The sequence below is a fragment of the Desulfofundulus thermocisternus DSM 10259 genome (assembly GCF_000686645.1).
GTDB classification, from domain to species: domain Bacteria; phylum Bacillota; class Desulfotomaculia; order Desulfotomaculales; family Desulfovirgulaceae; genus Desulfofundulus; species Desulfofundulus australicus.
Map to the genome: position 1 here is coordinate 1 of NZ_JMLG01000022.1, position 24631 is coordinate 24631.

Sequence of the window (24631 nt, forward strand, 5' to 3'; positions counted from 1 at the left end):
TCAATGTCGGGTCCGATGACTTCCACCTTCCCGTCTTCCACGTCATCCGGGCCAACCATGCGCACCAGTTCGAAACTGGGCGTCCGGGTGCCGCCAAATTCCACGTACATGTCTTTCTTGCGGATGGATTCACCTTCAAAGGCCGGACCCACGGTGATGGGGGCATCAATATCTATGCTGGTAATCTTGATTTCGCGCAGTTCCATCCCCAGCTGAATGGCTTTTTCCAGATCCGGCTCGTAAATGAACCAGTCTTTTATTTGCTTGTCTTCAGGCAGGGGCTGGTCGGTGATGATGGGAATGCCGATGTTGATTGCGCCCATGCAGGCGGCCGTCTTGACCATGTCGTGCTCGCCCAGGTAGAGCAAAAAAGCACGGATCCGCCGGCGCTGGTAGTCGCGCTGGGCATCCCTCAACCCCGGCTTGATGCCCCCAAACATCATGCCGGCCCGCAGGGCGTAGTTGGCACAGTGGACCACCTGGGTGAAGTTGCCCAGAGGATAGGCAATCAGGTCTACCCCCAGCTTTACCCCTTCCTCCAGCAGCTGTTCGATAACTTCGTCACAGAGGAAGATCATGAAGCCCATGCCCATCAACTTGTTGACCACCCGGGCCAGTTCTTTGGAGTCCCTGGCCCGCCCCAGAATTATCACTTCGCCGGGTATGGTCCAGTCCACCATCTTGGTGCCGTACTGGCGCACCACCGGGTCGCCGATAAAACCGGTCCAGGGCGGAACGTGCAGGGGGTTGTCCGGGCTGTACTTGATATAGCGTATGGCTTCAATGATGTCCGCCGCGTACCAGGTGGCTTCACCGGCCAGGCGGGCATTGGTGAAGTCGCGGAAGTTTTCCTTAACCTGTGCCCGGGCACGGTTCAATACCGGCACGCAGTCGCCCAGGGTCTTGATCTCTTCCCCGCTCAAACAGCGGATCACCGGCAGGTAGTAGGCGGTATCCGGATAACCAACGGGATGGTCCGCCCCGTAGGTGCGAATGGCCTGGTTGAGCAGGATCTCGGCATAGCTCAGAGCAGTAATGGCCCCTTCATAGGCTTCTTTAAAAAGCCGCTTGGGTTCTTTCCCCGGCTCGATCGCTCCTTCAAAAATCTGGTCAAAATTAATGGCTTCGGCCATTATTTTCCCTCCTCCGCCCCAGTTTACCAGTTTTGACAGAGAGCGGTTTCCAGATCTTCGGCCACCTTGCGGTGCACGCCCAGCTTCCAGGTGCGGTATTCCAGCGCATTGAGCAGTTTCTGGATGGCCACTTCGATATCAGGTTCCAGGATGAAATAACCGCCAAACACATCGCTGGCAATCTGCGTCAAAATGCTGTAGATCAGGTCGGAACCCTCCACCGGGGGCATGGTTCCCACATGGGTGGGCAGGCCAATAGTTACACACCATGTACCAATGCTGGTGGCCTTACCGCTCATGGCCTCCGGAGCCGAGGCGACAAAAGGTACTTTCGGCGTGTCCACGCCCAGATCTTCAGCCATTAGCATCAGGAGTTCAGCCGCCCGGGAGTTGTCAACACAGGAACCGATGTGGAATACCGGCGGCAGACCATATTTGAGATCAGCCTTTTCACTGATCCGCTGGAAGAATTTCTTCAATCCCGGACCGCAATATTCATCCACCTTATCCGGATCCATCAATCCAGCCTTGGCACAGGCCTGGGCATGGCAACCGGTGGATATAACAAATACATCGTTCTTCAACATGGCCTTGGCAATTTCAATATGGGCCTGGTCCTGGAAGGTCTTCAGGTTGTTGCACCCGGCCATGAGGATAACGCCTTTCAATTCTCCGGAAAGAATGGCTTCATTAAGCACCCGCACAGGATTGGTGGGGTTAACTGTCTTGAAGAGTTCAAAGATGGCTTCCAGGCTCCAGCCTGCTACCACCTTGTTCTTCACCTTGGGAATATGCACCGGCCGCGTACCCCGTTCTTTGTATGCTTCGATGGCCTGACGGATAACTTCTTTAGCACAGGCCATAGCCGATGTTTCCTGATAGTCAATGTGCATGGTGCCGGGGTTCTTCACAATATCCGAAGTGGTAATCAACCTGGTTCCAAAACACTGGGCCACCGTGTTTAAACCGGGCATGATGCACTGCACATCCACCACCATGGCATCGACAGCACCGGTACAGATGGCCAGTTCCTGGGAGGAGAAGGAGGTGACAACGGGAATACCCTGACGCATGAGCACCTCGTTACCCGTACAGCAGATGCCGGCCAGGTTGATTCCGGCCGCACCGGCAGCCCTGGCTTCGTCTTCCAGCTCCCGGGCCGCCGCCACAATCATTTCGCTCAAGAGGGGATTGTGGCCGTGCACAATAATATTGACTTTCCGGGGATCCAGAACCCCCATGTTGGCTTCACTGACAATAGGCCTGGGCGTACCGAAAATAATATCGGACAAATCGGTAGCAATCCACTTGCCGGCCAGGTCGGCCAGGCCTACCCGTACGGCGCTGAAAACCAGGTTTACCGGGTCGTTATCCATACCCACGTGGGCCTGGGTAACCAGGTCGGAAATGGTGGCATGAATCCCGTGGGGCATGACCATATGGCTCCTGTACCTTTCTACACGGGCGGGAATTTGCTGCTTGACCACCCACGTGGTTTCCCCTTCACCTTTCAGACGCCGGAAATCTTCCAGTGCCGTTTCCGCCAGTTCCTTTGCCAGGGCCATAGTATCTTTACCTTCGGTTTCAATGCCCACCTTCTTGCAGATACGCACCAGCTTCTCGGGATCTTTAACGGAATAATCGGGAGCCTTCCCTTCCGCAACCATTTCCAGGACATGGGCGATATGATTTCCATGCTGGGCATGGGAGGCACAACCGGTAAGGATCATCAACCCTACGCTGCGGGCCACAATGGTCCACGAATTGGCCCCGCATATACCCCTGCTGGCCGGGCCTTCCTCTGCTTTAATCCGGCACGGGCCCATCATACAAAAACGACAGCAGATCCCCTTATAGCCAAACTGGCACTGGGGTTGCTGGGCCACCACCCGGTCAAAGGCGGTAACCACACCCTGCTCCCGGGCTACATCAATCATTTCCAGGACTGCCGGGTCGACAGAACGCCTGACATTTTTGGGATCAATGACCCTGGGAGTTTTATCCGAGGGCCGGCTGGTAAGCTGGGGATCCCTAAACCTTGGCATTTATCTGACCTCCTTAGTTAAAAATGACCGGGCTAAAATACACCTAATCTCTCTCCACCCTTTAACTCCTTTCCCCGGGGCTGTTCGCATTGGTTCCCCCCTCTTTGAAAAATTTAAGCACAGCAAAGTACCAGAAATTATTAGTTATACCTTATCAAAGAATAGATTATTGGACAAATGTTAATTATGGCCGTATTCTTCCACTTTGGAGCAAATAATGAATTTATGTTTAAATCACAAAAGTATCTTAATATTTTGTCAGGACAACCTGCTGAGGATTGCCGTCCCCTGCGGCGGTATAGGGAGCAAGAGCCAAATAATAAATACAGGTTGCCGGAAAATGCTGTTCTCTACGTTCAGTTCCTTTTACCAGGCAAGAATAAGAAAAAGCCGGTACACAGGGATACCGGCCAAAAGTTACAGGATTATTTATCTTCTTTTTCTTCATCACTCTGAATTTGTTCGAGACGTTTTTTGAGCCCCTGGAGTACGTTCTCGAAATGGGAAATCCGGGCTTTTAACCAGCCTGCCTCATCGCCTGCAGCCGGGGGCAGGCCACCCCACCAGAAACCTGCAGCCGGGGGGATGCCACCCCACCAGAAACGGCCACGGCGCCCGGCACCCCAGCCGGCACCCCGGCGGGGACGGCACCACCATCCGGGAGCACTGGCAAAACCCGGCTGGTTGTATCCGGCACAAAATCCCATACCTCTTCCGGTCATTGGACCTGCACCCCAGGGACCAGTTCTGTCACCACGCGGCATCTCCAACCGACCTCCTCCGTTTTTTAATTCAATAAGTTTTTTTTCGCCAGGTACAGGGTTTGGAAAAATATTTCCTCCTGCCCCGGATAACCCTGAAGGAAAAAGGTTTCCAGGTAGAAACTCCAGACATCTCGCTCGTTAAAGGAACAATACAATATCCCCGGCCCCGGCCGGTCATGGGACCGGCTCCCCGGGGGCCACTGCCGTCAAAACCGGGCACTATGTTCACCTCCTTTACCACCGGCCGCGATGACGGTGCCGCCACCTGTGGCAACCGGGCATGGAGTAATTTTCTTGATCCAGCCGGCCTTGAAGAAAGGCCCATAAAACTTCCTCCACCTCGCCCGTCACCCAGGGGATGACCCGTATTCCCCGGGAAACCAGCTGGTAATAAAGGAAGTTGCTTATGCCGCCGCAAATAAGCACCTCCACACCCTGTCGAACCAGCTGTTCCAGCCGGGAAGGCCAGGCTGAATCAAGTTTTACCCGTCTCCAGGTAACAGGCCGTCCCCGGCCTATTTCCACCACCAGCGCTTCCTGAGCCACGTCAAAGAGGGGGGATATGCGATTACCCCATCTGGTGAGAGCAATTATCATCGATCCCCACACCCCGCAAGATTACAGCCCGCTTAAATGTTCCGGCAGGGCTACCTGCACCGGCTGCAACATTAAGTAAGCAATACCCATGCCAGCCCTCCAGAACCCGATGTTCAACGCTTCCCTTGCTTAGCCGGATTTTCCCTTAAAACAAAAAGGTGCAAATTGCACCACCTTTTCAAAGGGAATATTGCAAGATGCAATGCCATTAACTACCCGGAACTTTCAGGCCATATTTTTTAATTTTCCGCCAGAGGGTGGTTTTATCGATACCCAGTTCTTTTGCGGCCAGGCTGCGTTTCCCGCGGTTGCGAACCAGGGCTTCATAAATCATCCGGGCTTCCATTTCGGCCAGGGTCTTGATACCATGCCCGGAAGAACTTTCAGCGGGCTTCAGGTAAGCAGGCAGGTGCTCCGGCTTGATGAGCCCGCCCTTGCAGAGGATGAAAGCATGTTCGATAATATTTTCCAGCTCCCTGATATTACCTGGAAAATCGTGCTGCCATAACAGAGCCAGGGCTTCCTCGGAAATCCCATCGATGGCTTTGCCCCGCAGGATGTTTAACCTGTCGATAAAATGTTCTACCAGCAGGGGAATATCTTCCTTACGTTCAGATAAGGGGGGTAAGGTAACTTTAATTACGTTAATCCGGTAGTATAAATCACGGCGAAATAACCCCTTTTCCACCAGCTCGGCCAGATCTTTATTGGTAGCCGCCAGTATCCGCACATCGGCCTTTACCGGGCGCACCGCACCCAGGGGTTCAAATTCTTTTTCCTGCAGAACCCGCAGCAATTTAACCTGCAGGGCCGGGGAAATATCGCCTATCTCATCAAGGAAAAGTGTACCCCCCTGGGCGAGGGCGAAACGACCGGGTTTGCTCTTTCTGGCATCTGTAAAAGCGCCGGCCTCATACCCGAAAAGTTCCGATTCCAGCAGGGTGTCAGGAAGGGCGGCACAATTAACGGCCACCAGGGGTTTATCCCGCCGGGGGCTTAAATTGTGTATGGCCCGCGCCAGAAGTTCCTTCCCGGAACCGGTCGGCCCTTCTATTAACACCGTGCTATCGCTTTCCGCTATATCCGGCAAAAGGGAAAAAATCTGTTGCATCCGGTGATTCCTGCTGATGATATCGGCGAAAGTATGACGCCCCCGCAACTCCCTGCGCAATTCTTCAACCAGGGAAAGGTCCCGGAAGGTTTCCACCCCGCCAATCACCTGCTGGTGCTCATCCCTTAAAATACCTGTGCTTATGCTGATGGGAACTTTTTTACCGCAGGCATTGACAATATAAACGGCTTTATTCATCACCGGACAGCCGGTTTCCAGGGTTTGCTTCAGTGCACATTCTCTCTCGCAAATGCTGGCCCGGAAAACTTCCCAACAAAAACGTCCCACTGCTTCCTCCCGGGACACTCCGGTAATTTTTTCCGCAGCCCGGTTGAAATAAGTAATGCGCCAGCCGGTGTCGACCGTAAAAACACCGTCACTAATGCTATCCAAAATAACCCGGGTGATGCCGTGTTCAGCTGCTACCTTCATATACGTCCCAGCCCTCAACAATATTTTACGTATGTCCATAATATCACTTTTTAAGGACGGAAGCAACGGCCCGGGCTGGAAGAAAATCTTTCCCCTCCGCAACCTGACCATAAAACAAAAAACCCGGCACCTACTGCCGGGACAAAACTCAACCTCAGTGGGATGGTAAAATGCCCTGGAGGGAAGATTCCAGCAGGATGATAGCTGGCTATTCCTGCCGGAGTCTTCGGAGAAAATTTTCCCTGCTCCTCTCACCCACCTTTCCCTTTTGTTATATTAAAGTAACCTTTACTTTAATTGTTCCCTTTCCGCTTTACTGGGTAAGATAAGAGCATTGCTTACCAGATGATGGATATGCCTGACCTTGCAGTCCAGCTTATAATACTTGATGATGTCGGTCAGCTGGTCGTAACAGTTATGGCAGGGTGTAACCACTATCTTGGCGCCTGTAGCCTTAATTTGTTCAGCCTTCAGTTTCCCTTTGGCCATCCGGTAGGGGTAAATGTCCTTCCCCATGGCCAGCAGCCCGCCGCCCCCACCGCAGCAGTAGTTGTACTGGCGGTTGGGCCACATCTCCACAAAGTCCATACATACCTGCTGCAGGCAGTAGCGTGGTTCCTCCACCACTCCCTCTTTACGTACCAGGTTGCAGGGATCGTGGAAGGTAACCCGCTCGGTGTTCCGGGTACGGTCAACCTTTATGCGCCCTTCTTTAATCCATTCCGCCTGCAACTGCACAAAGCTGCGTACGGGATAGGTCGCACCATTAAGCCATACAATCCTGCCCCAGCGCTGGGCCCGGAAGGCATGTCCACATTCGGTAATGATTACTTCCTTTACTTTCAAGCGCTCAAATTCCTCCATGGTACGTCGTACCATGGTGGTTGAATCCTCATCATCACCGTTGAATAAAGCGTAGTGAGTGGCGTCCCACCAGCGGCTGCTGACAGTCCAGCTGGCCCCCGCAGCCCACATAATCTTGGCAATGCTCTGGATATCCTGGGGATAATATTTTATTTCCCGGGGGTCCCACATGAAAAGGAACTCTGCCCCTTCCTGGTCCACGGGGATTCTGGCGTTGGGATCTCCAACTTCCTGCTGCAACTCCTCCTCCATCCATTCCAGGGTCTCCAGGTACTCTTCCGTGGTTACCTCCATCTGGTTACCGGTACGGATTTGCGCATCCACCACATCCTGCAAAAATCCCGGTGCCTTGAGGCCAAAGTTTTTGGGACTGCGGATGGTTCTTACCAGCCCGGCAATATCTACATTCATCGGGCAATGGAGGGTACAGCGCCCGCACATGGTACAGGCCCAGATAAAAGTTGAAGATAAAACCTCCTCCCGCATGCCCAGAACTACCTGGCGGATGAACTTGCGCGGGTCGGCATGATCATGCACCCCGTTATAAGGGCACCCGGCACTGCACATGCCACAGGTCAGGCAGTTGTATAAATCGGCCGGATTCTTGTCCGTCGTGAACTTGGAGACAACTTCGCTCATGAACGTTGGGTCCAGTTTACTGGCCGCAATTGTTTCCACGCGGCTTCCTCCCCCCGCAAAATCTAATGGTTATTAATATAAAATTATCAAAGGCCTGTACTTATGGGCAAACGTTATTTACGGCCATTACCTTCCTTTTACGAACAATATTGTGATTTTATGACCAAATTTAAAGGGTGAGAAATATTTCTGAAAAGAAAAACAGGATATAGCCAATATTCACTTTTGTGGCTGGTAAATCAAGCCTCCCGGTATGACCACCGGCTTCTCCCAGCAGTTGACTGCAGAGGCAAAGAATGATACAGTTAGCTTGAAGAATTTGCGGGACACTGGTGAGGTGGATACTGAGATGGTTAAAATAACCGTGCTGAGCGAAAATACCGTGGGGATACCCAGCGGCTTAACGGGAGAATGGGGCCTGGCCCTGCTGGTAGAAACTGCCGGAGCAAAAATTCTCCTGGATACGGGCGAGCGGGGAAATATCCTGGCCAATGCCGCCGCCCTGCAGGTAAACCTGCGGGAGGTGGACGCGCTGGTCATGAGCCACGGTCACTACGACCACAGCGGGGGAATGCGAGACTTCCTGCGCCTGCGCGGGGAAGTGCCCGTTTATGTTCACCCCGACTTTTTCAGCCCGCATTATTCGGCCCGACCCCGGGAACAGTACATCGGAGTACCTTACTGCCGGGAGGAACTGGAGAGCCTGGGCGCCAGGTTCGTCTGGGAACGAAATCCCCGGCAAATAGCCCCCGGCCTGTGGATCAGCGGCGAAGTCCCACGCCAGACTGCCTTTGAAAAAGGAGACAGCCGCCTGGTCACCGTGGAAAATGGTCAAAAAATACCCGATCCCCTCCGGGATGATATGAGCCTTTACTGTGTCACCGATGAAGGACTGGTGATCATCCTGGGGTGTGCCCACGCAGGGGTCGTCAATATTGTGGAACATGCCCGCCAGGTAACCGGAGTGGACCGTATCTACGGCATAATTGGCGGAACCCATCTGGGTCCTGCATCCAGGGAACAGCAGGAAGCCACCATTACCTACCTGCAGGGCCTTAACCTGAAGTTCCTCGCTGCCAATCACTGCACCGGCCTGCCTGTAGCAGCCCATCTCGCCGCCATTTTTGGTCCTGTCTTCCATTTTGCACCCGCCGGTGCCTGCTTCAAACTGCCTTTAAAAGATGGTGATGACTGATGAGCCTGGATGAGGTTAGAAAGAAACAGGGCTTCACAGCTGCGGCCATGGCCACCAGAGTGGGAATTACCGTGCGGGAGTTGCTGGCCATAGAAAGGGGACAGCAATACCCCCGCTTATGCGTAGCCCAGAAATGGGCCAATGCCCTGGGGCTGAGTTTTGAGGAGTTTTCCCGCCACTTTTATGAAAAAGCAGACCCGGCCCAGTTGCTTCAATGTACACTTGAAGAACAACAGGAGGGTTAAAATGTGAATATAACCATTGAAGAAGCTGTAGAATTTTTTATAGAAAACTGGGACCTCATTCCTGTGCTCACCACTATTAAGGGTGATTATGCCGTCCCGGTAAAGCCAAAGCGCGATGTTTACCTGGTGGTGGAAAAAAATGCGCCGGGTATCTTTCTGGCTCGCCTGGCACCGGACTTAATGCGCTTGAAGCCACTGGATGAACCGGATAGTGATGAAGCCCGCCAGTATATTTACCAGCGTTTGAAAGAGGCCAACCTTATTAAAAAAAACGGTTTGAACCATTAATTCCTTTCCCGGTTCCAACCCGGAAGTAGCAAAATAATTACGAGAAGTGATTAAATAGCCCCGGAGTTCTTCCGGGGCACTCCTATTCCTCTTCCAGTCCCCGCAGCAGGGCGCGGGCATTCTTACCCAGCACATCGCTGTTATAACCGCCTTCTAGAACGGCAAACACCCTTCCCCGGCATTTTTGACGGGCAAAAGTACCGATTATTTTCCCGGCGGCTGCATAATCTTCTGTTTTTAACAAACGGCCCCAATCTGCTTCGTGCCGGTCAAACCCGGCCGATATGGCCACCAGATCAAATTCCCCCCGGCAGGTGAGTTCCAGATCGCGCAAAAACCTTTCCCGGCTGATCCCTTCCACATGATGGTAGGTTACCCCGGGTACACCGGCAAAAATACTGGCCGTACCATCGCCATAATGCAGGTCGATGTCAATGATCAGTGCCTTGCTGATTATCCCCCGGCGCCTCAACCTTTCCACAGCTATGGCGATATTATTAAACCAGCAAAAACCCCAGCTGGAATCAGGGCTGGCGTGGTGCCCGGGCGGCCGAATCAAACCAAAAGCCATCTCACCCTGCATGGCCAGCTCCGAGGCCAGAATGGCCCCACCCGCTGCCAGGAGGGCAACTTCATATGTATGAGGCCGATTTTTAACCCTTTCCAGGTGCCCGGAGCTATGTACCAGTAATACATCATCATCCGTAGCCGGTGCCGGTTCAATAAATGGATAGGTTCCGGCCAGTTCTTCCACCATCAGGTCCAGCCTCCCCGCTGCCGCGGCCGGGTCGGCCGCGTAAACTTCTTTATAACGTTCGTGAAAAACCACCTTCATTACTACCCCTCCCCGCAATTAACTCTATCTTAAATTTTGTAAAGGGTATTTTTTAGAGCAGGAATTGTTTCATGAATAACGAATGTTTAATAAGCAGTGTTACTGGCATCTGTAATAACGGGGATTATATATTTTTTCTAAATTTTGATTTCGATTGGAGGCATTCTAATGAACATAGAAACCAGTATCAACAAAACCAGGATGGATTTCCGGACAGTTGTGCTGGCCTACCTGGAAGTAACCAAGCCCCGTTCCGTAGTTCTGCTGGTCTTTACGGCACTGGCCACCATGGTGGTAGCGAGCGCCATGTACGGACCCGTTGCCCTGTCCCAGCTGATCACGGCCACGGCGGCAGTAACCCTGGCCTGTGCCGGCGCCAATGCCGTCAGCTGTTACATCGACCGGGATCTCGATGCCAGCATGACCCGGACCCAGAAACGCCCCATTCCTGACGGCAGAATCAATCCGCCGGTAAGGGCCCTGTACTGGGGACTTTTGCTCTTTGTTTCTTCCCTCTTCCTCGGCTGGAGGGTAAATCCCGTTGCTTTCGCCTGCCTCTGGGGAGGCATGATCGGATACGTCGGCATTTACAGTCTCTGGTTGAAGCGCAGGAGTTCCTGGAACATCATCCTGGGCGGGTTTTCCGGCGGCCTGCCGGCGCTATTTGGCTGGACTGCGGTAACGGGGAAGGTGGATTTGCTGCCTCTTCTCATAGCCGCCCTGGTCGTCTTGTGGATTCCCAACCATATCTGGAGCCTGGCCATCTTTTACAAGGAGGACTACGCCAGGGTAAAAGTACCCATGCTTCCTGTGGTCTGTGAAGCCAGAAAAGCCCTGCATTGTCTTATCAGCACCGTTATTCTGATGGTCGCCTGCTCTCTCCTGATCTACTTTGCGGGCTCGTGGGGAACCATTTACCTGGCAACGGCAATAATTACCGGCCTGGCTGCCATCGGGTTAAGCACATATGTTTATCTTCGCCCAGCCCGCCAAAATGCCTGGCTGCTTTTCAAGTTTTCCAGCCCCTATCTTTTCCTTCTTTTCCTGGGGATGATGCTTGATACCTGGCTCTAAATCCGCAATAAGGGAGCAGTTCACCCGGCTCACCGGCGAAATGACGGAAACGACAGTAAATCCGGGGCAGCCCGGCCAGCCCTGCTGTTTTCAGGGCTGGTCTTTTATTTTCAGCTCCCGCTCAAAAGCGCCCGGTCATAGGTAAAGGCGTCACCACTGGCCTGTTCAAACATCCTGAGAAGATCGGAGAATGCGTTTTAATTGCAGTTTTAGACGTTTACTAAGGGGAGTGATAATATTACCACCCCCTGGTATATTCGCCGGCACAGGGGATGCAGGCAAATTTTCCGTCCCGCACCCTGGCCCGGGCCTCGGACACCGGTTCGCCGCAGAAGGCACAGGTTACGGAATTAAAAATGCGCGCTTTCGGCGGCAGTTCAACCTTTACATGTTGCACTGCACAAAGCTCCTCCGGCGGAGCTTCGAGGATATACCGGGTGCGCTGTTCTTGATACTCCCGGAAGAGCTGCCGTTCCCTCTCATCGGCGGTGCCGGCAAATACCTTTTCCCTTAAGGCCCGGAACTCTTCGTTTTGCCGCCACGCGCCCCCCTTGACTGAAACGCGTACCGCCTTCCCGCTTTCCCGGCAGATAAAGGTAAACACATGCTTGCCGTGATCCCGGTACAGCAAATTGCCCTTACCCAGGGTGCAGCCGGTAAGTACCATCACTGCATCCACACCGCAGGCATCGTTCTCCACAATGGCCACCAGTTCTTCATCCTCCGCCCGGTGCCCGGCCAGCTCTTGCAGGCCGATTTTCGCCGCCCGGTACCCCACGGCCAGGCCGGGGCATGAGTGCCCGTGAAACTCCACGCACTTTTCCCAATCTCCTTTATCTGTATACATTTCAACTCACTCCCTGTTACTGGTATTCACGTGTTTTATTCGCTTTCATTTTTAATTACCCTTTTTCAGGGCAAAATAAAAACGGTTCTAAACCAAGGGGTGTTGGTAAAATGAAGAGATACGGAAAATATATCCTGATCCCGGTTATAATTTTTACCGCCTTTATTTTCCTGTCCGGTGGAAATAAAGCAATTCTTCCTGTTCAGGGTCTACAACGACACTTCCATCCAGTTGATGACGAACTGGGCGCAGGAAAAGCATCCACAATTTACGATGAAAAGGGCAATCTGGTGACCATGATATCCCGCCGGGTGAGCGTTGGAGATGAAATTTTCACTGCCGGTGGGAAACATTACCGGGTGATAAAAGTAGATGGCAACCTGGCCACGGCCCGCGATTTGGGAATGGACAGGCAGCTGATGACTTATAATGAACTTTTTTCTAAAATGGAGATACCGGCAGCAGCAGCTCGCAATAATCACCGGCCCGTGGCTATTTATCATACCCATAGCGACGAATCCTACCTTCCTTCCGACGGCAGCGCCTCCATTCCTTTCCGCGGCGGGATTTTTCAGGTCGGTGATTCCTATACCTATAGTTTGGCCAGCGATGGGGCCAGGGTGCTGCACGATAAAACCCCCCACGATCCCCATGACGATAACGCTTATTACCGCTCGCGCCGGACGGCAGTGCAGTTACTGCAAAAGAACCCCATCGCCATCTTTGATGTCCATCGTGATGGGGTGGATGACCCCGAATTCTACCGGAGAATCGTTTCCAATGAACAGGTGGCCCAGATGCGCTTTGTCGTGGGGCGAGAAAACCCCCACATGCAGGCCAACCTGGATTTCGCCAAACGGTTGATGGCTTATGCCAACAAAATGCACTGGCCCATTGCCAAGGATATTTTTGTAGCACAGGGTAATTACAATCAAGATCTCCTGCCCACAGCCTTATTAATAGAAGCGGGTACCTACACCAATCGCAAAGAAGAAGCCATGCGCGGGATTGCCCTGCTGGCGGATGCGGTTCCGATAATTCTGGGTATTACCGGGCCCACGAGTACCCCCGATGCTCCTGAATACGAAAAACCGGTAACGGACCCGACTGCCCGCCGGACCGGCGTGTGGTCCAGCCTGGCCTGGATTGTCATAATCACCCTGATTGGTGGAGGCCTTTTTGTACTCATCAGTACCGGCAGTTACGAAAAAGCCAAAAACCAGCTATCCCACTTTTTGGGCCGGGAAATGGCCGATATCTGGGAAATGAAGGCAAAGAAAAGGGATCTGGAAAGGCAGGAGGAAAACGGGGGGAAGCGGGACTGACATCAAAACCGATTGCCGGGCAGCACCGGATTGCTGTCCGGTACTCTTTTACGGGCTATTTGAAAAGAGCTTTTCCAGGACCTGTTGATACTTCTTTCCGCCATTTTTTTACTTTGTGCCCTCCTGGGAAAACATTATTGCATAATCGGCATTTTTTTGCACACTTACTTCTGGCCCATGCCCGGAACGAACCGGCTGCCTTAAACTAATTTACTTACACGGGTCCGGCAGGTCCCGTTTTTCGTTTCCTCTAAAAATTTTTGCTTGCTGTAACCAGCTTTCCCTGATATGCTGGAAACAGAGGGTGATTCTATTATGGAAGAAGTAAAAAAAGAGATTGCCGCCACTTCCGATGAGCAGGATTACCGCCGGGAAGGACAGATGTTTTTCCTGGGGAGCTGGGTACAGGGTGAAATACGGGATTTGCGCAATGAAATCCGCGAATTGCGCAAGGAAATGGCGGAAAAGGAAGCCGGACTAAGACAGGAGATAAATACCGGAAATAGTTTACTTCGTCAAGAAATTAAAACCGTAGAAAACAACCTGCGTCAGGAAATTGCCGCACTGCGCCAGGAAATGAAAACCGAAAACAATAACCTGCGCCACGAAATGAAAACCGAAAACAACAACCTGCGCCAGGAAACCAAATCCCTGGAGAACAACCTGCGCCAGGAAATTGCCGCGCTGGCTCATGGAATCAAAAGTTTATTCTGGGCCACCATCGGCATCGCCGTGGCCACCCTGGCTGTAACCATCAGTGTGGCCATTAAGGTATGGCGGTAACCGATACACATTAACCCTGTCCCCGCAAAACCACTCCAGGAACTGCGCGGCTTTTTTGAAGGTTTGGACCACTTAAACAGCATCGTCAGTAAGCTCTTATGCTATGCCCAGCTTTGAAGGTTGAAAACGTAACAGCTGTGTTAAGCCATCCTCGCAGGCCAGTTTCACATGTTATTCCGGTTGGAACCACAGTGGTTCGTTTTTCCTTCAGTTATGAAAGACAAATTTTCCGCACACCGGATCAGTACCGTCTTCTTACCCCGGCAAGGACATTAAATTCTCCCGGTTGGTTAACGAGAAAGAACAGGACAAATTCATCACCCCCGTACCGCCCCACCAGATCATCCTTCCTGACCTGATGTCTCAACAATTCCCCTACTTTTTTCAGGACCATATCGCCCACCGGATGCCCGTAACAGTCATTTATGGTTTTAAAATTATCCACGTCCATCATCAAAACGGCCACGTGGGGAAATTCGCTCCCTGCTTCTCTGATTAAATACAAACACCGCTCCATAAAAGACCTGCGGTTTAGAACGCCTGTAAGGGGGTCATAGCTGGCCAGCCATTCCAGCCGCCGCCGGGCCTGGTGGAGGAGTTCGTTTTTTTCCTCCAGTTCTTTTACTTTCTGCTCCAGTTCGGACAGAGTGTCCCGTACCCGTAAGGCCATATTGTTAAAGGAAGAAGCAATCCCGGCCAACTCACTGGTCTGAAATTTGCTCCCTGCAAAGATATCCTCTTTTTTTGCCGGATCGAAGCGGGACAAGCGTTCAGCCAGATTTTTCAAGGGATATACTATTTGTGCCGCAGCCAGGGGATAAAGGAGGGTTGACAGCAATATCACCAGGATAAGTGTACCGCCGAGAGGAACACACAATTGCCGCAAAGGTTCCTCCACAAGTCCTCCCACTGAAGCCCAAACCCTTACCCTGAGATTGGTTCCCGGTACCGGCGCGCCAACCTCCAGGTTTTCTTTTAATCCGAAGGCCTTGAGCAACAACCTGTCCCCGGAGGAGGGTTTTTCTTTTTTCCCGGCCAGGTAAAGAACAGCGCCATTACTATCTTCCAGGTAAATGACCGGCATTTCCCTGAGCCGCAGTTTGGGCTGGTAACCAAATCCAAAAAGAAATCTGGGGGCAAAAATTTGGGCAGGCTCCGGTTCCACCGGAAACAAAGGCCCGAGTTGAGCCGGGTCTATTCTTTTTACCAGCCCGCCTTTACTGGCTGCAATCCCCTCTCCCTGGAAAGAGAAGTAAAATCCATCTTCTCCCAGAGTGTGCTTCAGGGAAAGGGAAATAATCTGGCTTTCGTATAAAGCCATCTGGGTCAGGTATCTATTTGCCCAGGCAACGGTTTGTAAGGTGAGGTACTTGGCCGTAGCATAAACAGCCAGTAAGGTGGGAACCAGGGCGAGGGCAAAGAACCAGATGGTAAATACCTGAATTATACTGCGCCTTCTCCCACTCCCTGACATCAAACCGCTTCCTCCTTAAAACGGGCCAGGAAAGCCCGCGCTCTTTGAAACAGGTGGGGATCCAGTTTTTTACCCCCCATTTCTGCCATCACTTTAAGAGCTTCCCCCGAACTCAAGGGAGAACGGTAGGGCCGGGGAGAGGTTAGAGCATCAAACACGTCGGCCAGGGCTAGAATTCTCGCCTCCAGGGGAATACCGTTACCTTTCAGGCCCTCGGGATAGCCCGTACCGTCCCAGGACTCATGATGCGCTTTGACTGCAGCCAGGATACCCCCCAGGCCCCGGACCCCGCGGCACCTGCTTTCCACCAGTTCAAAGCTCCACAGGGGGTGCCGCACTATCATTTTCCACTCGCTTTCCAGCAAAGGGCCGGGCTTTTCCAAAATATGACGGGGCACCAGCAGTTTGCCTGCGTCATGCAGGGCTCCGGCCCAAAAAAGGAGCCGGGGCCTGCCGAGCCCGAGGAGGCAACTCAATCGAAAGGCATACTTAGCCGTGCGCACACTGTGCATAAGCAATTCCGGGAAAACAGCAAGTTCGGGGAAAAAGCGTTCTAAAAAAGGGTAAACTGTTGACAACAAAGGGGTTTCACCGGCCGGGAGAACATTCACAAATATTCCCTCCCCCAAAAATTGTAAGGCCACAAAGGCTCCTCTCCAAGAAGCTAGAGAACCAGCCTTCGTGGCCTAATTAATTAACAATCCGCAGTTTTAAACCCCGGCTCAGTCAGGAAAGCTCCGGCTTTTTGCCGTCAAAAGTTCCGTACATTTTTTATTTTTCATTCGACGTTTTTTAAAAAGTTCCTTCCCTAAAACTGCTAGCAATCGCCAGAGCTGAAAAATGTAGATTGTCAAAGAAGCCATGGAAACGGGCAAAGCCTCTATTGTACCCGCAGGCATGCGACCAAACCCGTGCGTCTGCTCCGTCAGTTCCCGTGCCTTTCCGGTCAGCCTGTAAGCGATATCCTTTAGATTCTGAATCATCTGGTTAACCGCCTTCGCTAAACTGCCGAATTCATCACGCGTATTAGCAAGCAAGCTGCCGCCAGTAAGGTCACCAGACGCCACCTGATTAAATTATCGTTTGCAATTTTAAAAGTGGCATGCGTCCATCTCTTCCATTAGTTGGCCCGCATCTTTGTTACCTACCGGATCCCTTAAACCCAAAAGTGCTTCCGCAGTTTCGCAAATTGCTTGTAAATCCTGTTCAATTAGTGAAATATCAGCAGTAGAATCCGGATCCAAACTCTGGAGTCGTGCCAGTATATTTTCGGTTTCAGTCCGCAATACTTTAAAATTTTCGCGTTCTTTAAGGGAGCCGGTAATCAAGTAATCGTGTGGGGGCATTAAAAGGTCCGCAACAGACAGCTGTAATGCATGAGTCTCCATCACAATCTGGTCCGCGTGCTCCACCTCCCAATCCAGGGCGCTGATCTTTGCCAGAAAATAGAACTGTGACCCTCCCAGAAAAAGAAGGAACAAAGCAATCGTTGTAAAGGCTACTATCAGTTTAGACATCGTGGACGAAAAACTATCTGTAAGCCTGCCCACCGCCAATCAGACCCCTTTTCAAGGAATTTCGTCGGCTCAGGAATTCCCTACAGTTGAGAGTTATCAAATCAAACCGCGTTCCCAGATGATGGCCATCCACGCCGTGAGCCCGACCGTCGGCTTGGCCGGGTCGATGTATTTTGCTGCGTATTCACTGTAGCTGGTGTAAAGATTGCCATCGCGGTAAAGACCAAACAACTTGGCCGGCGCCGGTTCCCTGGCCTGGTAGGGGTAACCATTCACCCCCATATTTGATCCGCCGGGTAAATACCCGCGCCGGGTGCTCGTGCGGCAGTTGGTCCAACCGGAATGTCTCCCCCCTGGCCTGCTCCTCCCGGGTAGCGCTTGACAAAAAAATCGTAATGCTATACAGTGAATTTAAAGTTCATTTTGTGATGCCAGCTTCATACATCTTTACCTGGGGGCTACAATGAAAAAGGATAAACTTTCCAGAAAAGAACGGGAACAACTGCAGCGCCGGGCGGAAATCCTGCAGGCTGCGCTGGAGTTATTCTCGCAAAAGGGTTATCATAACGTTTCCATGCACGAAATAGCCGCACGGGCAGAATTTGCCGTGGGCACTCTTTACAAGTTCTTCAAAAATAAGGAAGAGCTGTATAAAGAGATCTTAATGCAGACGGCAATGCTGTTTTATTCTGCTTTATCGAAAGCGCTGGAAGAAAAGGGGGACGAATATGCCAGGGTAAAAAATTTTCTAAAAACAAAATGTAAACTTTTTATGGAAAACATCCTGTCGGTGCGGCTTTACTTTGCAGTGTCGGGTGCCGGCGTTAGCTTTAATGTCAGGAGGGGGTTAGAAACTGAGCTGCGCAGTTTCTATGACCAGGTAATCCAGAAGCTGGCTGCTGTTTTTGAAAAAGGCATTCAAAAGAAGATTTTCCGCCCGCTTGACCCGTATTACCTGGCCCTGGCCCTTGACAGTATAAGCAATGCCTTTCTTTTTTGCTGGATGGAAGACCCCGATAGACATCCTGTTGACACAGACCTGATCGAGAAAATCTTCTTTGAACGAATATATCTGGTACACCGGTAAGGAGTTTTATGGCCGCGCTAAAGAGGAGCGGCGCGCGACCCGGAGGAACCGCACCCACGGTGAATTTAACCGGATGGCGGCCATCTCCCCTGCACGAAGGTGCCGGAGGGGATCTTGCGCCGGGCGGCGAAGGAGGTTATCGTTTTGGACAAGGTGGCTCTCAAAAGCAAAACAGGGATCATCATTGCTTTTATCTTGATCTTGCTCTTTGTTGGGTTTGCTGCCTTTAATTACGTTCGGCATAGTGAAAAGGAAAAGATTACTGTTAACAAAACGGAAACCGTACCCGTACAGGTGGCCGAAGCAAGGTTAACGAACCTGCAACGGGTACTGGAACTGACAGGAGAGATCAAACCGGCAGCCGTGGTAGACGTTCACCCCAAGATTGGGGGGGAAATTATTGAGAAAATATACGTAGAAACCGGCGATTACGTTAAAAAAGGAGACCTGATAGCTGTTTTGGATGATGATGTCATAAAAGCCCAGCTTGAAGAGGCAACGGCTGGCCTGGCTGCCGCGGAGGCCGGGTTAAGGCAGAGCGAGGCGAATCTGGAACTGTTAGAAAAAGACCGCCTGCGTGTGGAAAATCTTTACCAGGCAAATGCTGTATCCAAACAGGAACTGGATCATATAAATGCCCAGTACAGGGCTGCCGTTGAATCAAAGAAACTCGCGGGCGCGCAAGTTGAAAGGGCGAAAGCAGTTTTAAACCAGCTACAGGTACTTTACCGCGAGTACAGTATATATGCACCCATTTCGGGATTTGTAGCCGCCCGTTACGCGGAGCAGGGGAACCGGACAGATCCGGCGAAACCGGTGATTCGCATTTCCCGGGAAGATGAGCTGAAAATCGTCTGCAGCGTAACGGAAAAAGACTTCCCCCATCTCAAAAAGGGGATGGAAGCAGAAATAACCGTAGATGCTTTCCCCGGAAAAGTTTTTAAAGGGGTTGTCTCGATTATCAGCCCGACCATCGACCCGGCCACCCGGACAGCCGGGATTGAAATACATATCCCCAATAAGGAGTATAAGCTTCGTTCCGGCATGTTTGCCCATATTAAATTATATTTAGGCGAACGGAAGGCCCTGGCAGTTCCCACCGAATCCCTTAATAAAATGCCGGGAACGGGAAGCTATTATGTATATGTGGTCGAAAACAACAAAGCAGTCTTGAAAAACGTAAAGACCGGCATCACGCAGGGTAATTTTACCGAAATAACTAATGGATTGACTGAAAAAGAGCTGGTCGTTACCAGAGGACAGAACAAACTTTATGACGGTGCACGCGTTTCTATAGAAGAAAGAGGTGCTGCGGGCAGTGAGGCTTCCTGAGTTCTCTGTTAAACAGCCGGTGGCCACTTTAATGCTTTTCCTGGCCGTAATTATTCTGGGAGCACTTTCTCTAACCAGGCTCCCCATCGATCTGCTTCCGGACATCGAACCGCCGGTGGTAAGTGTCCTGACCGCCTGGCCGGGAGCGAGCGCTTCCGACGTGGAAACGGAAATTACCGAGCACATTGAAGATCAGCTCAATATGGTAAATAATCTGGATACGCTCACCTCCAAGTCCCTGGATAATCTCTCCCTGGTATCCTGTAAGTTTGAGTGGGGCACGGATCTGGAGGAAGCTACCAACGACATCCGGGACAAGCTGGATCTGGCCAAAAGGAAACTGCCGGACGATGCAGAAGAACCGGTAATTTTTAAGTTCAGCAGCGCCAGCATCCCCATCCTGGTCATGACCGTCACCGGGGATACCAGCTGGCCGAGGCTTTATTATCTGACCGAGAAAAAGATTGCCGACGAATTAAAGCGTGTTCCGGGAGTCGGCGCCGTTCAACTGTACGGAGGTATGGAGAGGCAAATAAATGTTCATTTCGACCTTCAAAAAATAGACGGTTATCACCTGAATTTGTTACAAGTAAAGCAGGTTCTGGCGGCAGAAAACTTAAACCTGCCGGCCGGCAGTATAAAATCCGGCCCGCAGGAATACTTTGTCCGGATTCCGGCCAGGTACAGGGACGTAGAGGAAATAAAAAATACGGTCGTCGGCTATTTTAACGGCAGACCTGTTTACCTTAAGGACGTCGCCGAAGTGGAAGACGCCTATAAAGAACAAACCGTAAACGGCTGGGCGGACGGGAAGAAGGCCATCGTTCTTATTTTACAAAAACAGGCCGGTAAAAATACCGTAAAAGTTGTTCAGGGTGTCAAGGATAAGCTTAAAGAAATAGAAAAAAACCTGCCCACCGACGTGAAAATCAATACCGTAATGGACAGTTCCGAAAATATTTTACTTGCCGTGAAAACTTTGCGGGATGAGTTATTGAGGGCTATTCTGCTCGTCATAATCGTAACCATTCTCTTTTTAAGGAGAGTTAAGGCGGCTGCCATCATCGCCCTGACCATTCCCTTTTCCCTGCTGGCTGCCTTCATCCCGCTCTCTTTATTTGGTCATACTATAAACCTGATTTCACTGATGTCACTTGCCATTGCCTGCGGCCTGGTGGTCGATGACGGGATTGTGATCCTGGAGAATATCACCCGCCACCTGGAGCGCGGCGGCCGGCCGAAAACCAGCGCCATTTATGGTTCAAGCGAAGTGGGCATGGCCGTGACGGCTTCCACCATGACGGTCGTGGTGGTTTTTGTTCCGCTGATGTTTGTGGGGGGGATTACAGGGACGCTTTTTAAGGAACTGGGGTTTGTGATTGTCGTGACCCTGCTGGCTTCCCTTTTTACTGCCCTCTCCATGACGCCGATGCTGGCCTCAAAGTGGCTGGGAGCCGGCAATAAAGAATCCGCGGCAAAAGAAAGCTTCTGGAGCAAGCTTGACGCAACTGCAGAGAAATGTTTTGTCTTTATCGAAGACCTGTACGGCCGCATACTTGCCTGGGCCCTGTCCCACAAGAAGACCGTTATTACCGTGTCCGTTTTGATCTTTGCCAGCAGCCTCGCCCTGGTACCTTTTATGGGGAGCAGCTTTATACCGGACATAGATTCCGGGGATGTCAACATTGAATTTCGCCTGCCGGAAGGAACAAGGATAGAAGAAACAAACAGGGTTATTGAAAAAATGCTGCAAACCATTGATAAAGTGGTAAAACCGGAGGAATTCAGGCACTCTTACGCCTTTGACGGACAGAGCGAAGAAGGGTTTGGCGTGGCCCTGGGCGTGGACGAAGGACCCAACGTGGGTTCGATTGGTTTTAAACTGGTGGACAGAGATAAAAGGGAACGCAGCGCCCGGGATATTGCCGGCAAATTAAGAGAACAACTGGAAAGAATACCGGGCATAAGCCGGATGAAGGTTACTGCCACGAGCCCGCTTTCCTCCCTCATGATGGGCGGCGGAAAGCCCATTATCATTGAAGTTGCAGGCCCCGACCTGAAGACCAACCTCGAAGTGGCCGAACAGGTGAAAAAGATTGTTAAGGAAGTCCCCGGCACGGCGGATGTTTCCCTTAGTCAAAAAGATCCCCGGCCGGAAATCTGGGTGGAGGTGGATCGCCAGAAAGCAGCCTCTTTTGGGCTAAACATTGCTACGATCGCAGGTACGGTCCGCAACTATTTTTATGGCGATAATCCTACCGAATTCCGCGATGCGGGCGATAGCTTTGATATTTTCACCCGCCTGAGCGAGGCGGACAAAAACAAGCTGGAAAATTTGCCGGAAGTGCCGATTTTTACTCCCGACGGCAGGATGATTAAATTGAAAAATATCGCCGAAATAAAAAGTGGTGAGGGACCTGTAGAAATTGAAAGGAAAAACCGCCAGCGGATCGTCAAGGTAGAGGCAGACAGGTACGGCCGTTCTCTGGGGGAAATCACCAACGACATCAGAGATGCTCTTAAAAATATGGATATACCGCCGGGGGTTTCAGTCAGCTTCGGCGGAGAAGTTGAAGAGCAGCAAAAAGCCTTTAAGGACCTCAGCCTGTTGCTGGTCCTGGGAATTGTTCTTGTTTACATGGTTATGGCCTCGTTGTACGGCAATTTCCGGGATCCCCTGATCGTGATGTTTTCTGTGCCCTTTGCTTTAACGGGGGTATTTTACGCCTTTTATTTGACCGGGACGACCTTAAGCCTGGTTTCTTTCATGGGCATCATCATGTTAACCGGGATTGTAGTTAAGAACGCCATTATTTTGGTCGACTATACCCACCTGTTGCAAAACAGAGGCCAGCCTTTACGGGAAGCGATCACCAATGCCGGGCGCAACAGGTTAAGACCAATCCTGATGACTACCGCCGCCATGTTTTTCGGCATGCTGCCGCTGGCCATTTCCCGGGGGGTAGGGGCGGAATTATGGAACCCGCTGGGAATCACCATGATGGGAGGGCTGGCCGTGTCCACCCTGGTCACCCTGGTGCTGATCCCGACGGTTTACTGCCTGTTTGAGGAGAGAAAACTCCGCAAGGCGACCGGCATTCAAAAGGTAAGCGCAAAACTCTCCTGATGACCTGCACATGAGGATCTGCGGTTTTTGCCAAGTTCTGTTTTCTAAAGGGGTGCGGTGATGAAGCTGCTTTTTATTACCTATGATGCGGATTTTGACGAGGACGTAATGGAGATGCTCAGTTCGCTGGGGGTTACGGGCTTTACCAAATGGGACAGGGTACTGGGCAAAGGGGAAAACAGTGAGCCCAAGCTGGACGATCCGGTATGGCCGGGGTTCAACTGTGCCGTAGCGGCGGTAGTCGGCGATGACGATCAAGAAAGGATCCTGGCGGAGCTTAAAAAATTTTCCTTACGGCTTGACGGTAAAGGCTTTAAGGTCTTTGTGCTGCCGGTTTTAACGGTTATTTAGCAAACCAGAGTAAGCGCAAAAGTAAACCACCCGGCACTCAGACTTCTGAGTGCCGGGTTACGTCTTCCTCACAATTCCGGTTGGAACCACTGGTTCGTTTTTCCTTCAGTTGCAAAAGACAAATTTTCCACACACCGGATCAGGACCGTCTTCTTACCCCGGCAAGGACATTAAATTCTCCCGGTTGGTTAACGAGAAAGAACAGGACAAATTCATCACCCCCGTACCGCCCCACCAGATCATCCTTCCTGACCTGATGTCTCAACAATTCCCCTACTTTTTTCAGAACCATATCGCCCACCGGATGCCCGTAACAATCATTTATGGTTTTAAAATTATCCACGTCCATCATCAAAACGGCCACGTGGGGAAATTCGCTCCCTGCTTCTCTGATTAAATACAAACATCGCTCCATAAAAGACCTGCGGTTTAGAACGCCTGTAAGGGGGTCATAGCTGGCCAGCCATTCCAGCCGCCGCCGGGCCTGGTGGAGGAGTTCGTTTTTTTCCTCCAGTTCTTTTACTTTCTGCTCCAGTTCAGACAGAGTGTCCCGTACCCGTAAGGCCATATTGTTAAAGGAAGAAGCAATCCCGGCCAGCTCACTGGTCTGAAATTTGCTGCCTGGAAAGATATCCTCCTTTTTTGCCGGATCGAAACGGGACAAGCGTTCAGCCAGATTTTGTCCGGTACTCTTTTACGGGCTATTTGAAAAGAGCTTTTCCAGGACCTGTCGATACTTCTTCCTCCCACTTTTTTACTTTGCGCTTGGGAGAAAAGGAAGCCGCGATGATAAAGATAACCGCAGAGACAATTACAATGGTGGCCCCACTGGGCACGTCAAACAAACAGGAAAGAAAAAGCCCCACCCAGGTGGAAAGAACACCGAAGAAGGAAGACAAAACAAACATTAGCCGCAGGTTATAAGTCAGCTGGTAGGCTGCAGCCGCAGGGTTTAAGATCAGGTTAAAAATAAGCAGGCCGCCAATGCTGCGTAAAGAAGCAGTAATTACCGAACCGGTTAAAAAGAGCAGGCCGTAAAAAATCAGGCTGGCTGGAATGCCCACGGCCAGGGCAACTTCCCGGTGAAAAATCACAGCCTGGATTTCTTTAAAAAAGAGCACCACCAGGCTCACTACGACCGCTGCTACAATAGCCAGCAAAAGCAGGTCGCGGTCGTTCACCGTAAGGATGCTTCCCCACAAAAGCTCCAGGGCCTGGGTTTTCGGGCCAGGCAAAAGGCCCATAAACAGAAAAGCCATCCCCATCGTAATGGAAAAAATAATACCAATGGGCGTATCGGGGTTAAACTCTCCCCGGTCGGCCAGCGGCCCGATTACCGCTGCTGCCACCAGGCTGAATAGGAAAGCCCCGGCCAGGGGATTAAAACCCAGCCAGGTCCCGCAGAGCGCCCCGGCAAAAGCGGCGTGGGAGATGGCCACCCCGATAAAAGAAAGGTTCATCGTGACAACGAAAACCCCGATGAGAGAACAGGCCACGCCCCCAAGCAGACCGGCCAGAATGGCATTTTGCATGAACTGATAACCAAAAATGGAGAAATCCATTTTT

At 51.6% G+C, this 24631-nt stretch carries 25 protein-coding genes and 1 pseudogene; 10 read left to right on the forward strand and 16 right to left on the reverse strand.

Annotated elements, in window-relative coordinates:
* From BR83_RS0111840 to BR83_RS0111880, 7 genes and pseudogenes are all read right to left on the reverse strand, one after another.
* Positions 1 to 1133 (reverse strand): annotated as a pseudogene (locus BR83_RS0111840) (acetyl-CoA decarbonylase/synthase complex subunit alpha/beta); the annotation flags it as partial.
* Between the two features lie 23 nt (positions 1134 to 1156).
* Entirely contained in the window at positions 1157 to 3178 is a 2022-nt protein-coding gene (cooS, locus tag BR83_RS0111845; protein ID WP_027357260.1) for an anaerobic carbon-monoxide dehydrogenase catalytic subunit, read from the reverse strand.
* A gap of 425 nt (positions 3179 to 3603) precedes the next feature.
* Complete coding sequence (locus tag BR83_RS0111855) at positions 3604 to 3900, reverse strand: DUF5320 domain-containing protein (RefSeq protein ID WP_051618194.1); 297 nt, start codon at positions 3898 to 3900, stop codon at positions 3604 to 3606.
* Between the two features lie 70 nt (positions 3901 to 3970).
* A complete protein-coding gene (locus tag BR83_RS17880) occupies positions 3971 to 4267 on the reverse strand; it encodes a DUF5320 domain-containing protein (RefSeq protein ID WP_407637337.1) in 297 nt (98 codons plus the stop codon).
* A complete protein-coding gene (locus tag BR83_RS16470) occupies positions 4177 to 4539 on the reverse strand; it encodes a NifB/NifX family molybdenum-iron cluster-binding protein (RefSeq protein WP_051618196.1) in 363 nt (120 codons plus the stop codon). The genes BR83_RS17880 and BR83_RS16470 overlap by 91 nt, the downstream gene beginning before the upstream one ends.
* Positions 4540 to 4747: 208 nt before the next feature.
* A complete protein-coding gene (locus tag BR83_RS0111875; RefSeq protein ID WP_027357264.1) occupies positions 4748 to 6082 on the reverse strand; it encodes a sigma-54 interaction domain-containing protein in 1335 nt (444 codons plus the stop codon).
* Between the two features lie 288 nt (positions 6083 to 6370).
* Positions 6371 to 7624 (reverse strand): (Fe-S)-binding protein, encoded by a 1254-nt coding sequence (locus tag BR83_RS0111880; protein WP_027357265.1) that lies wholly within the window; start codon positions 7622 to 7624, stop codon positions 6371 to 6373.
* A gap of 310 nt (positions 7625 to 7934) precedes the next feature.
* Between BR83_RS0111880 and BR83_RS0111885 the strand changes: the two genes are divergently transcribed.
* The 3 genes from BR83_RS0111885 to BR83_RS0111895 are packed head-to-tail and all read left to right on the forward strand — an operon-like array spanning position 7935 to position 9313.
* Positions 7935 to 8780 (forward strand): MBL fold metallo-hydrolase, encoded by an 846-nt coding sequence (locus BR83_RS0111885; RefSeq protein WP_034635316.1) that lies wholly within the window; start codon positions 7935 to 7937, stop codon positions 8778 to 8780.
* On the forward strand, positions 8780 to 9025 hold the full coding sequence (locus BR83_RS0111890) for a helix-turn-helix domain-containing protein (RefSeq protein WP_027357267.1): 246 nt from the start codon (positions 8780 to 8782) through the stop codon (positions 9023 to 9025). The genes BR83_RS0111885 and BR83_RS0111890 overlap by 1 nt, the downstream gene beginning before the upstream one ends.
* 3 nt (positions 9026 to 9028) lie before the next feature.
* Positions 9029 to 9313 carry a hypothetical protein gene (locus BR83_RS0111895; RefSeq protein WP_027357268.1) on the forward strand — a complete coding sequence of 95 codons (285 nt, stop codon included), beginning with the start codon at positions 9029 to 9031 and terminating at the stop codon, positions 9311 to 9313.
* An 82-nt stretch (positions 9314 to 9395) separates the two neighbouring features.
* Here the strand turns inward: BR83_RS0111895 and BR83_RS0111900 are convergent, their stop codons facing one another.
* Entirely contained in the window at positions 9396 to 10148 is a 753-nt protein-coding gene (locus BR83_RS0111900) for a histone deacetylase family protein (RefSeq protein ID WP_027357269.1), read from the reverse strand.
* A 168-nt stretch (positions 10149 to 10316) separates the two neighbouring features.
* Here BR83_RS0111900 and BR83_RS0111905 point away from each other — a divergent pair, with 168 nt between their 5' ends.
* Positions 10317 to 11222 carry a heme o synthase gene (locus BR83_RS0111905; RefSeq protein WP_027357270.1) on the forward strand — a complete coding sequence of 302 codons (906 nt, stop codon included), beginning with the start codon at positions 10317 to 10319 and terminating at the stop codon, positions 11220 to 11222.
* Between the two features lie 238 nt (positions 11223 to 11460).
* Here the strand turns inward: BR83_RS0111905 and BR83_RS0111910 are convergent, their stop codons facing one another.
* Positions 11461 to 12069 carry an FmdE family protein gene (locus BR83_RS0111910; protein WP_027357271.1) on the reverse strand — a complete coding sequence of 203 codons (609 nt, stop codon included), beginning with the start codon at positions 12067 to 12069 and terminating at the stop codon, positions 11461 to 11463.
* 110 nt (positions 12070 to 12179) lie between these two features.
* Here BR83_RS0111910 and spoIIP point away from each other — a divergent pair, with 110 nt between their 5' ends.
* Together spoIIP and BR83_RS15840 are read left to right on the forward strand one after the other, a co-directional pair.
* Positions 12180 to 13394 carry a stage II sporulation protein P gene (gene spoIIP, locus BR83_RS15835; protein WP_034635318.1) on the forward strand — a complete coding sequence of 405 codons (1215 nt, stop codon included), beginning with the start codon at positions 12180 to 12182 and terminating at the stop codon, positions 13392 to 13394.
* Positions 13395 to 13709: 315 nt separating this feature from the next.
* The gene (locus tag BR83_RS15840) at positions 13710 to 14177 is read left to right on the forward strand and encodes a coiled-coil domain-containing protein (protein WP_051618198.1); all 468 of its coding nucleotides are present in this window, start codon (positions 13710 to 13712) and stop codon (positions 14175 to 14177) included.
* 241 nt (positions 14178 to 14418) lie between these two features.
* Here the strand turns inward: BR83_RS15840 and BR83_RS16475 are convergent, their stop codons facing one another.
* From BR83_RS16475 to BR83_RS0111950, 5 genes are all read right to left on the reverse strand, one after another.
* Positions 14419 to 15651 carry a sensor domain-containing diguanylate cyclase gene (locus BR83_RS16475; RefSeq protein ID WP_051618200.1) on the reverse strand — a complete coding sequence of 411 codons (1233 nt, stop codon included), beginning with the start codon at positions 15649 to 15651 and terminating at the stop codon, positions 14419 to 14421.
* The gene (locus BR83_RS15850; RefSeq protein WP_157833015.1) at positions 15651 to 16262 is read right to left on the reverse strand and encodes an HD-GYP domain-containing protein; all 612 of its coding nucleotides are present in this window, start codon (positions 16260 to 16262) and stop codon (positions 15651 to 15653) included. Before BR83_RS15850 ends, BR83_RS16475 begins: the two co-directional genes overlap by 1 nt.
* Before the next feature lie 111 nt (positions 16263 to 16373).
* Positions 16374 to 16718, reverse strand: a complete 345-nt coding sequence (locus tag BR83_RS0111940; RefSeq protein WP_084327232.1) for a HAMP domain-containing protein — start codon at positions 16716 to 16718, stop codon at positions 16374 to 16376.
* Positions 16719 to 16742: 24 nt separating this feature from the next.
* Complete coding sequence (locus BR83_RS0111945) at positions 16743 to 17207, reverse strand: CHASE3 domain-containing protein (RefSeq protein WP_157833016.1); 465 nt, start codon at positions 17205 to 17207, stop codon at positions 16743 to 16745.
* 57 nt (positions 17208 to 17264) lie between these two features.
* Positions 17265 to 17450, reverse strand: a complete 186-nt coding sequence (locus BR83_RS0111950) for a hypothetical protein (protein WP_027357274.1) — start codon at positions 17448 to 17450, stop codon at positions 17265 to 17267.
* A 181-nt stretch (positions 17451 to 17631) separates the two neighbouring features.
* On the opposite strand from BR83_RS0111950, the gene BR83_RS0111955 reads away from it, so the two are divergent.
* The 4 genes from BR83_RS0111955 to BR83_RS0111970 all read left to right on the forward strand — a co-directional run bounded on the left by BR83_RS0111955 (position 17632) and on the right by BR83_RS0111970 (position 23065).
* Positions 17632 to 18255, forward strand: coding sequence for a TetR/AcrR family transcriptional regulator (locus tag BR83_RS0111955; protein ID WP_027357275.1), 624 nt, complete (start codon positions 17632 to 17634; stop codon positions 18253 to 18255).
* A gap of 153 nt (positions 18256 to 18408) precedes the next feature.
* Positions 18409 to 19587, forward strand: coding sequence for an efflux RND transporter periplasmic adaptor subunit (locus BR83_RS0111960; protein WP_242839670.1), 1179 nt, complete (start codon positions 18409 to 18411; stop codon positions 19585 to 19587).
* Positions 19574 to 22714: an efflux RND transporter permease subunit gene (locus tag BR83_RS0111965; RefSeq protein ID WP_027357277.1), complete on the forward strand. Its 3141-nt coding sequence runs from the start codon at positions 19574 to 19576 to the stop codon at positions 22712 to 22714. The genes BR83_RS0111960 and BR83_RS0111965 overlap by 14 nt, the downstream gene beginning before the upstream one ends.
* A 60-nt stretch (positions 22715 to 22774) precedes the next feature.
* On the forward strand, positions 22775 to 23065 hold the full coding sequence (locus tag BR83_RS0111970) for a PG0541 family transporter-associated protein (RefSeq protein WP_027357278.1): 291 nt from the start codon (positions 22775 to 22777) through the stop codon (positions 23063 to 23065).
* Between the two features lie 139 nt (positions 23066 to 23204).
* Here the strand turns inward: BR83_RS0111970 and BR83_RS15855 are convergent, their stop codons facing one another.
* Both BR83_RS15855 and BR83_RS0111980 read right to left on the reverse strand, forming a co-directional pair.
* Positions 23205 to 23729 carry a GGDEF domain-containing protein gene (locus BR83_RS15855; protein ID WP_051618203.1) on the reverse strand — a complete coding sequence of 175 codons (525 nt, stop codon included), beginning with the start codon at positions 23727 to 23729 and terminating at the stop codon, positions 23205 to 23207.
* A gap of 37 nt (positions 23730 to 23766) precedes the next feature.
* Positions 23767 to 24627, reverse strand: a complete 861-nt coding sequence (locus tag BR83_RS0111980; protein ID WP_027357279.1) for a metal ABC transporter permease — start codon at positions 24625 to 24627, stop codon at positions 23767 to 23769.
* Positions 24628 to 24631 lie beyond the last annotated feature (4 nt).

What these genes read in the sequence shown, in the direction of transcription:
- cooS (WP_027357260.1), bottom strand. Translation starts at nt 3,178, where the DNA reads ATGCCAAGGTTTAGGGATCCCCAGCTTACCAGCCGGCCCTCGGATAAA.
- BR83_RS0111855 (WP_051618194.1), bottom strand. Translation starts at nt 3,900, where the DNA reads ATGACCGGAAGAGGTATGGGATTTTGTGCCGGATACAACCAGCCGGGT.
- BR83_RS17880 (WP_407637337.1), bottom strand. Translation starts at nt 4,267, where the DNA reads ATGGGCCTTTCTTCAAGGCCGGCTGGATCAAGAAAATTACTCCATGCC.
- BR83_RS16470 (WP_051618196.1), bottom strand. Translation starts at nt 4,539, where the DNA reads ATGATAATTGCTCTCACCAGATGGGGTAATCGCATATCCCCCCTCTTT.
- BR83_RS0111875 (WP_027357264.1), bottom strand. Translation starts at nt 6,082, where the DNA reads ATGAAGGTAGCAGCTGAACACGGCATCACCCGGGTTATTTTGGATAGC.
- BR83_RS0111885 (WP_034635316.1), top strand. Translation starts at nt 7,935, where the DNA reads ATGGTTAAAATAACCGTGCTGAGCGAAAATACCGTGGGGATACCCAGC.
- BR83_RS0111890 (WP_027357267.1), top strand. Translation starts at nt 8,780, where the DNA reads ATGAGCCTGGATGAGGTTAGAAAGAAACAGGGCTTCACAGCTGCGGCC.
- BR83_RS0111900 (WP_027357269.1), bottom strand. Translation starts at nt 10,148, where the DNA reads ATGAAGGTGGTTTTTCACGAACGTTATAAAGAAGTTTACGCGGCCGAC.
- BR83_RS0111905 (WP_027357270.1), top strand. Translation starts at nt 10,317, where the DNA reads ATGAACATAGAAACCAGTATCAACAAAACCAGGATGGATTTCCGGACA.
- BR83_RS0111910 (WP_027357271.1), bottom strand. Translation starts at nt 12,069, where the DNA reads ATGTATACAGATAAAGGAGATTGGGAAAAGTGCGTGGAGTTTCACGGG.
- spoIIP (WP_034635318.1), top strand. Translation starts at nt 12,180, where the DNA reads ATGAAGAGATACGGAAAATATATCCTGATCCCGGTTATAATTTTTACC.
- BR83_RS15840 (WP_051618198.1), top strand. Translation starts at nt 13,710, where the DNA reads ATGGAAGAAGTAAAAAAAGAGATTGCCGCCACTTCCGATGAGCAGGAT.
- BR83_RS16475 (WP_051618200.1), bottom strand. Translation starts at nt 15,651, where the DNA reads ATGTCAGGGAGTGGGAGAAGGCGCAGTATAATTCAGGTATTTACCATC.
- BR83_RS0111950 (WP_027357274.1), bottom strand. Translation starts at nt 17,450, where the DNA reads ATGGGGGTGAATGGTTACCCCTACCAGGCCAGGGAACCGGCGCCGGCC.
- BR83_RS0111955 (WP_027357275.1), top strand. Translation starts at nt 17,632, where the DNA reads ATGAAAAAGGATAAACTTTCCAGAAAAGAACGGGAACAACTGCAGCGC.
- BR83_RS0111970 (WP_027357278.1), top strand. Translation starts at nt 22,775, where the DNA reads ATGAAGCTGCTTTTTATTACCTATGATGCGGATTTTGACGAGGACGTA.
- BR83_RS0111980 (WP_027357279.1), bottom strand. Translation starts at nt 24,627, where the DNA reads ATGGATTTCTCCATTTTTGGTTATCAGTTCATGCAAAATGCCATTCTG.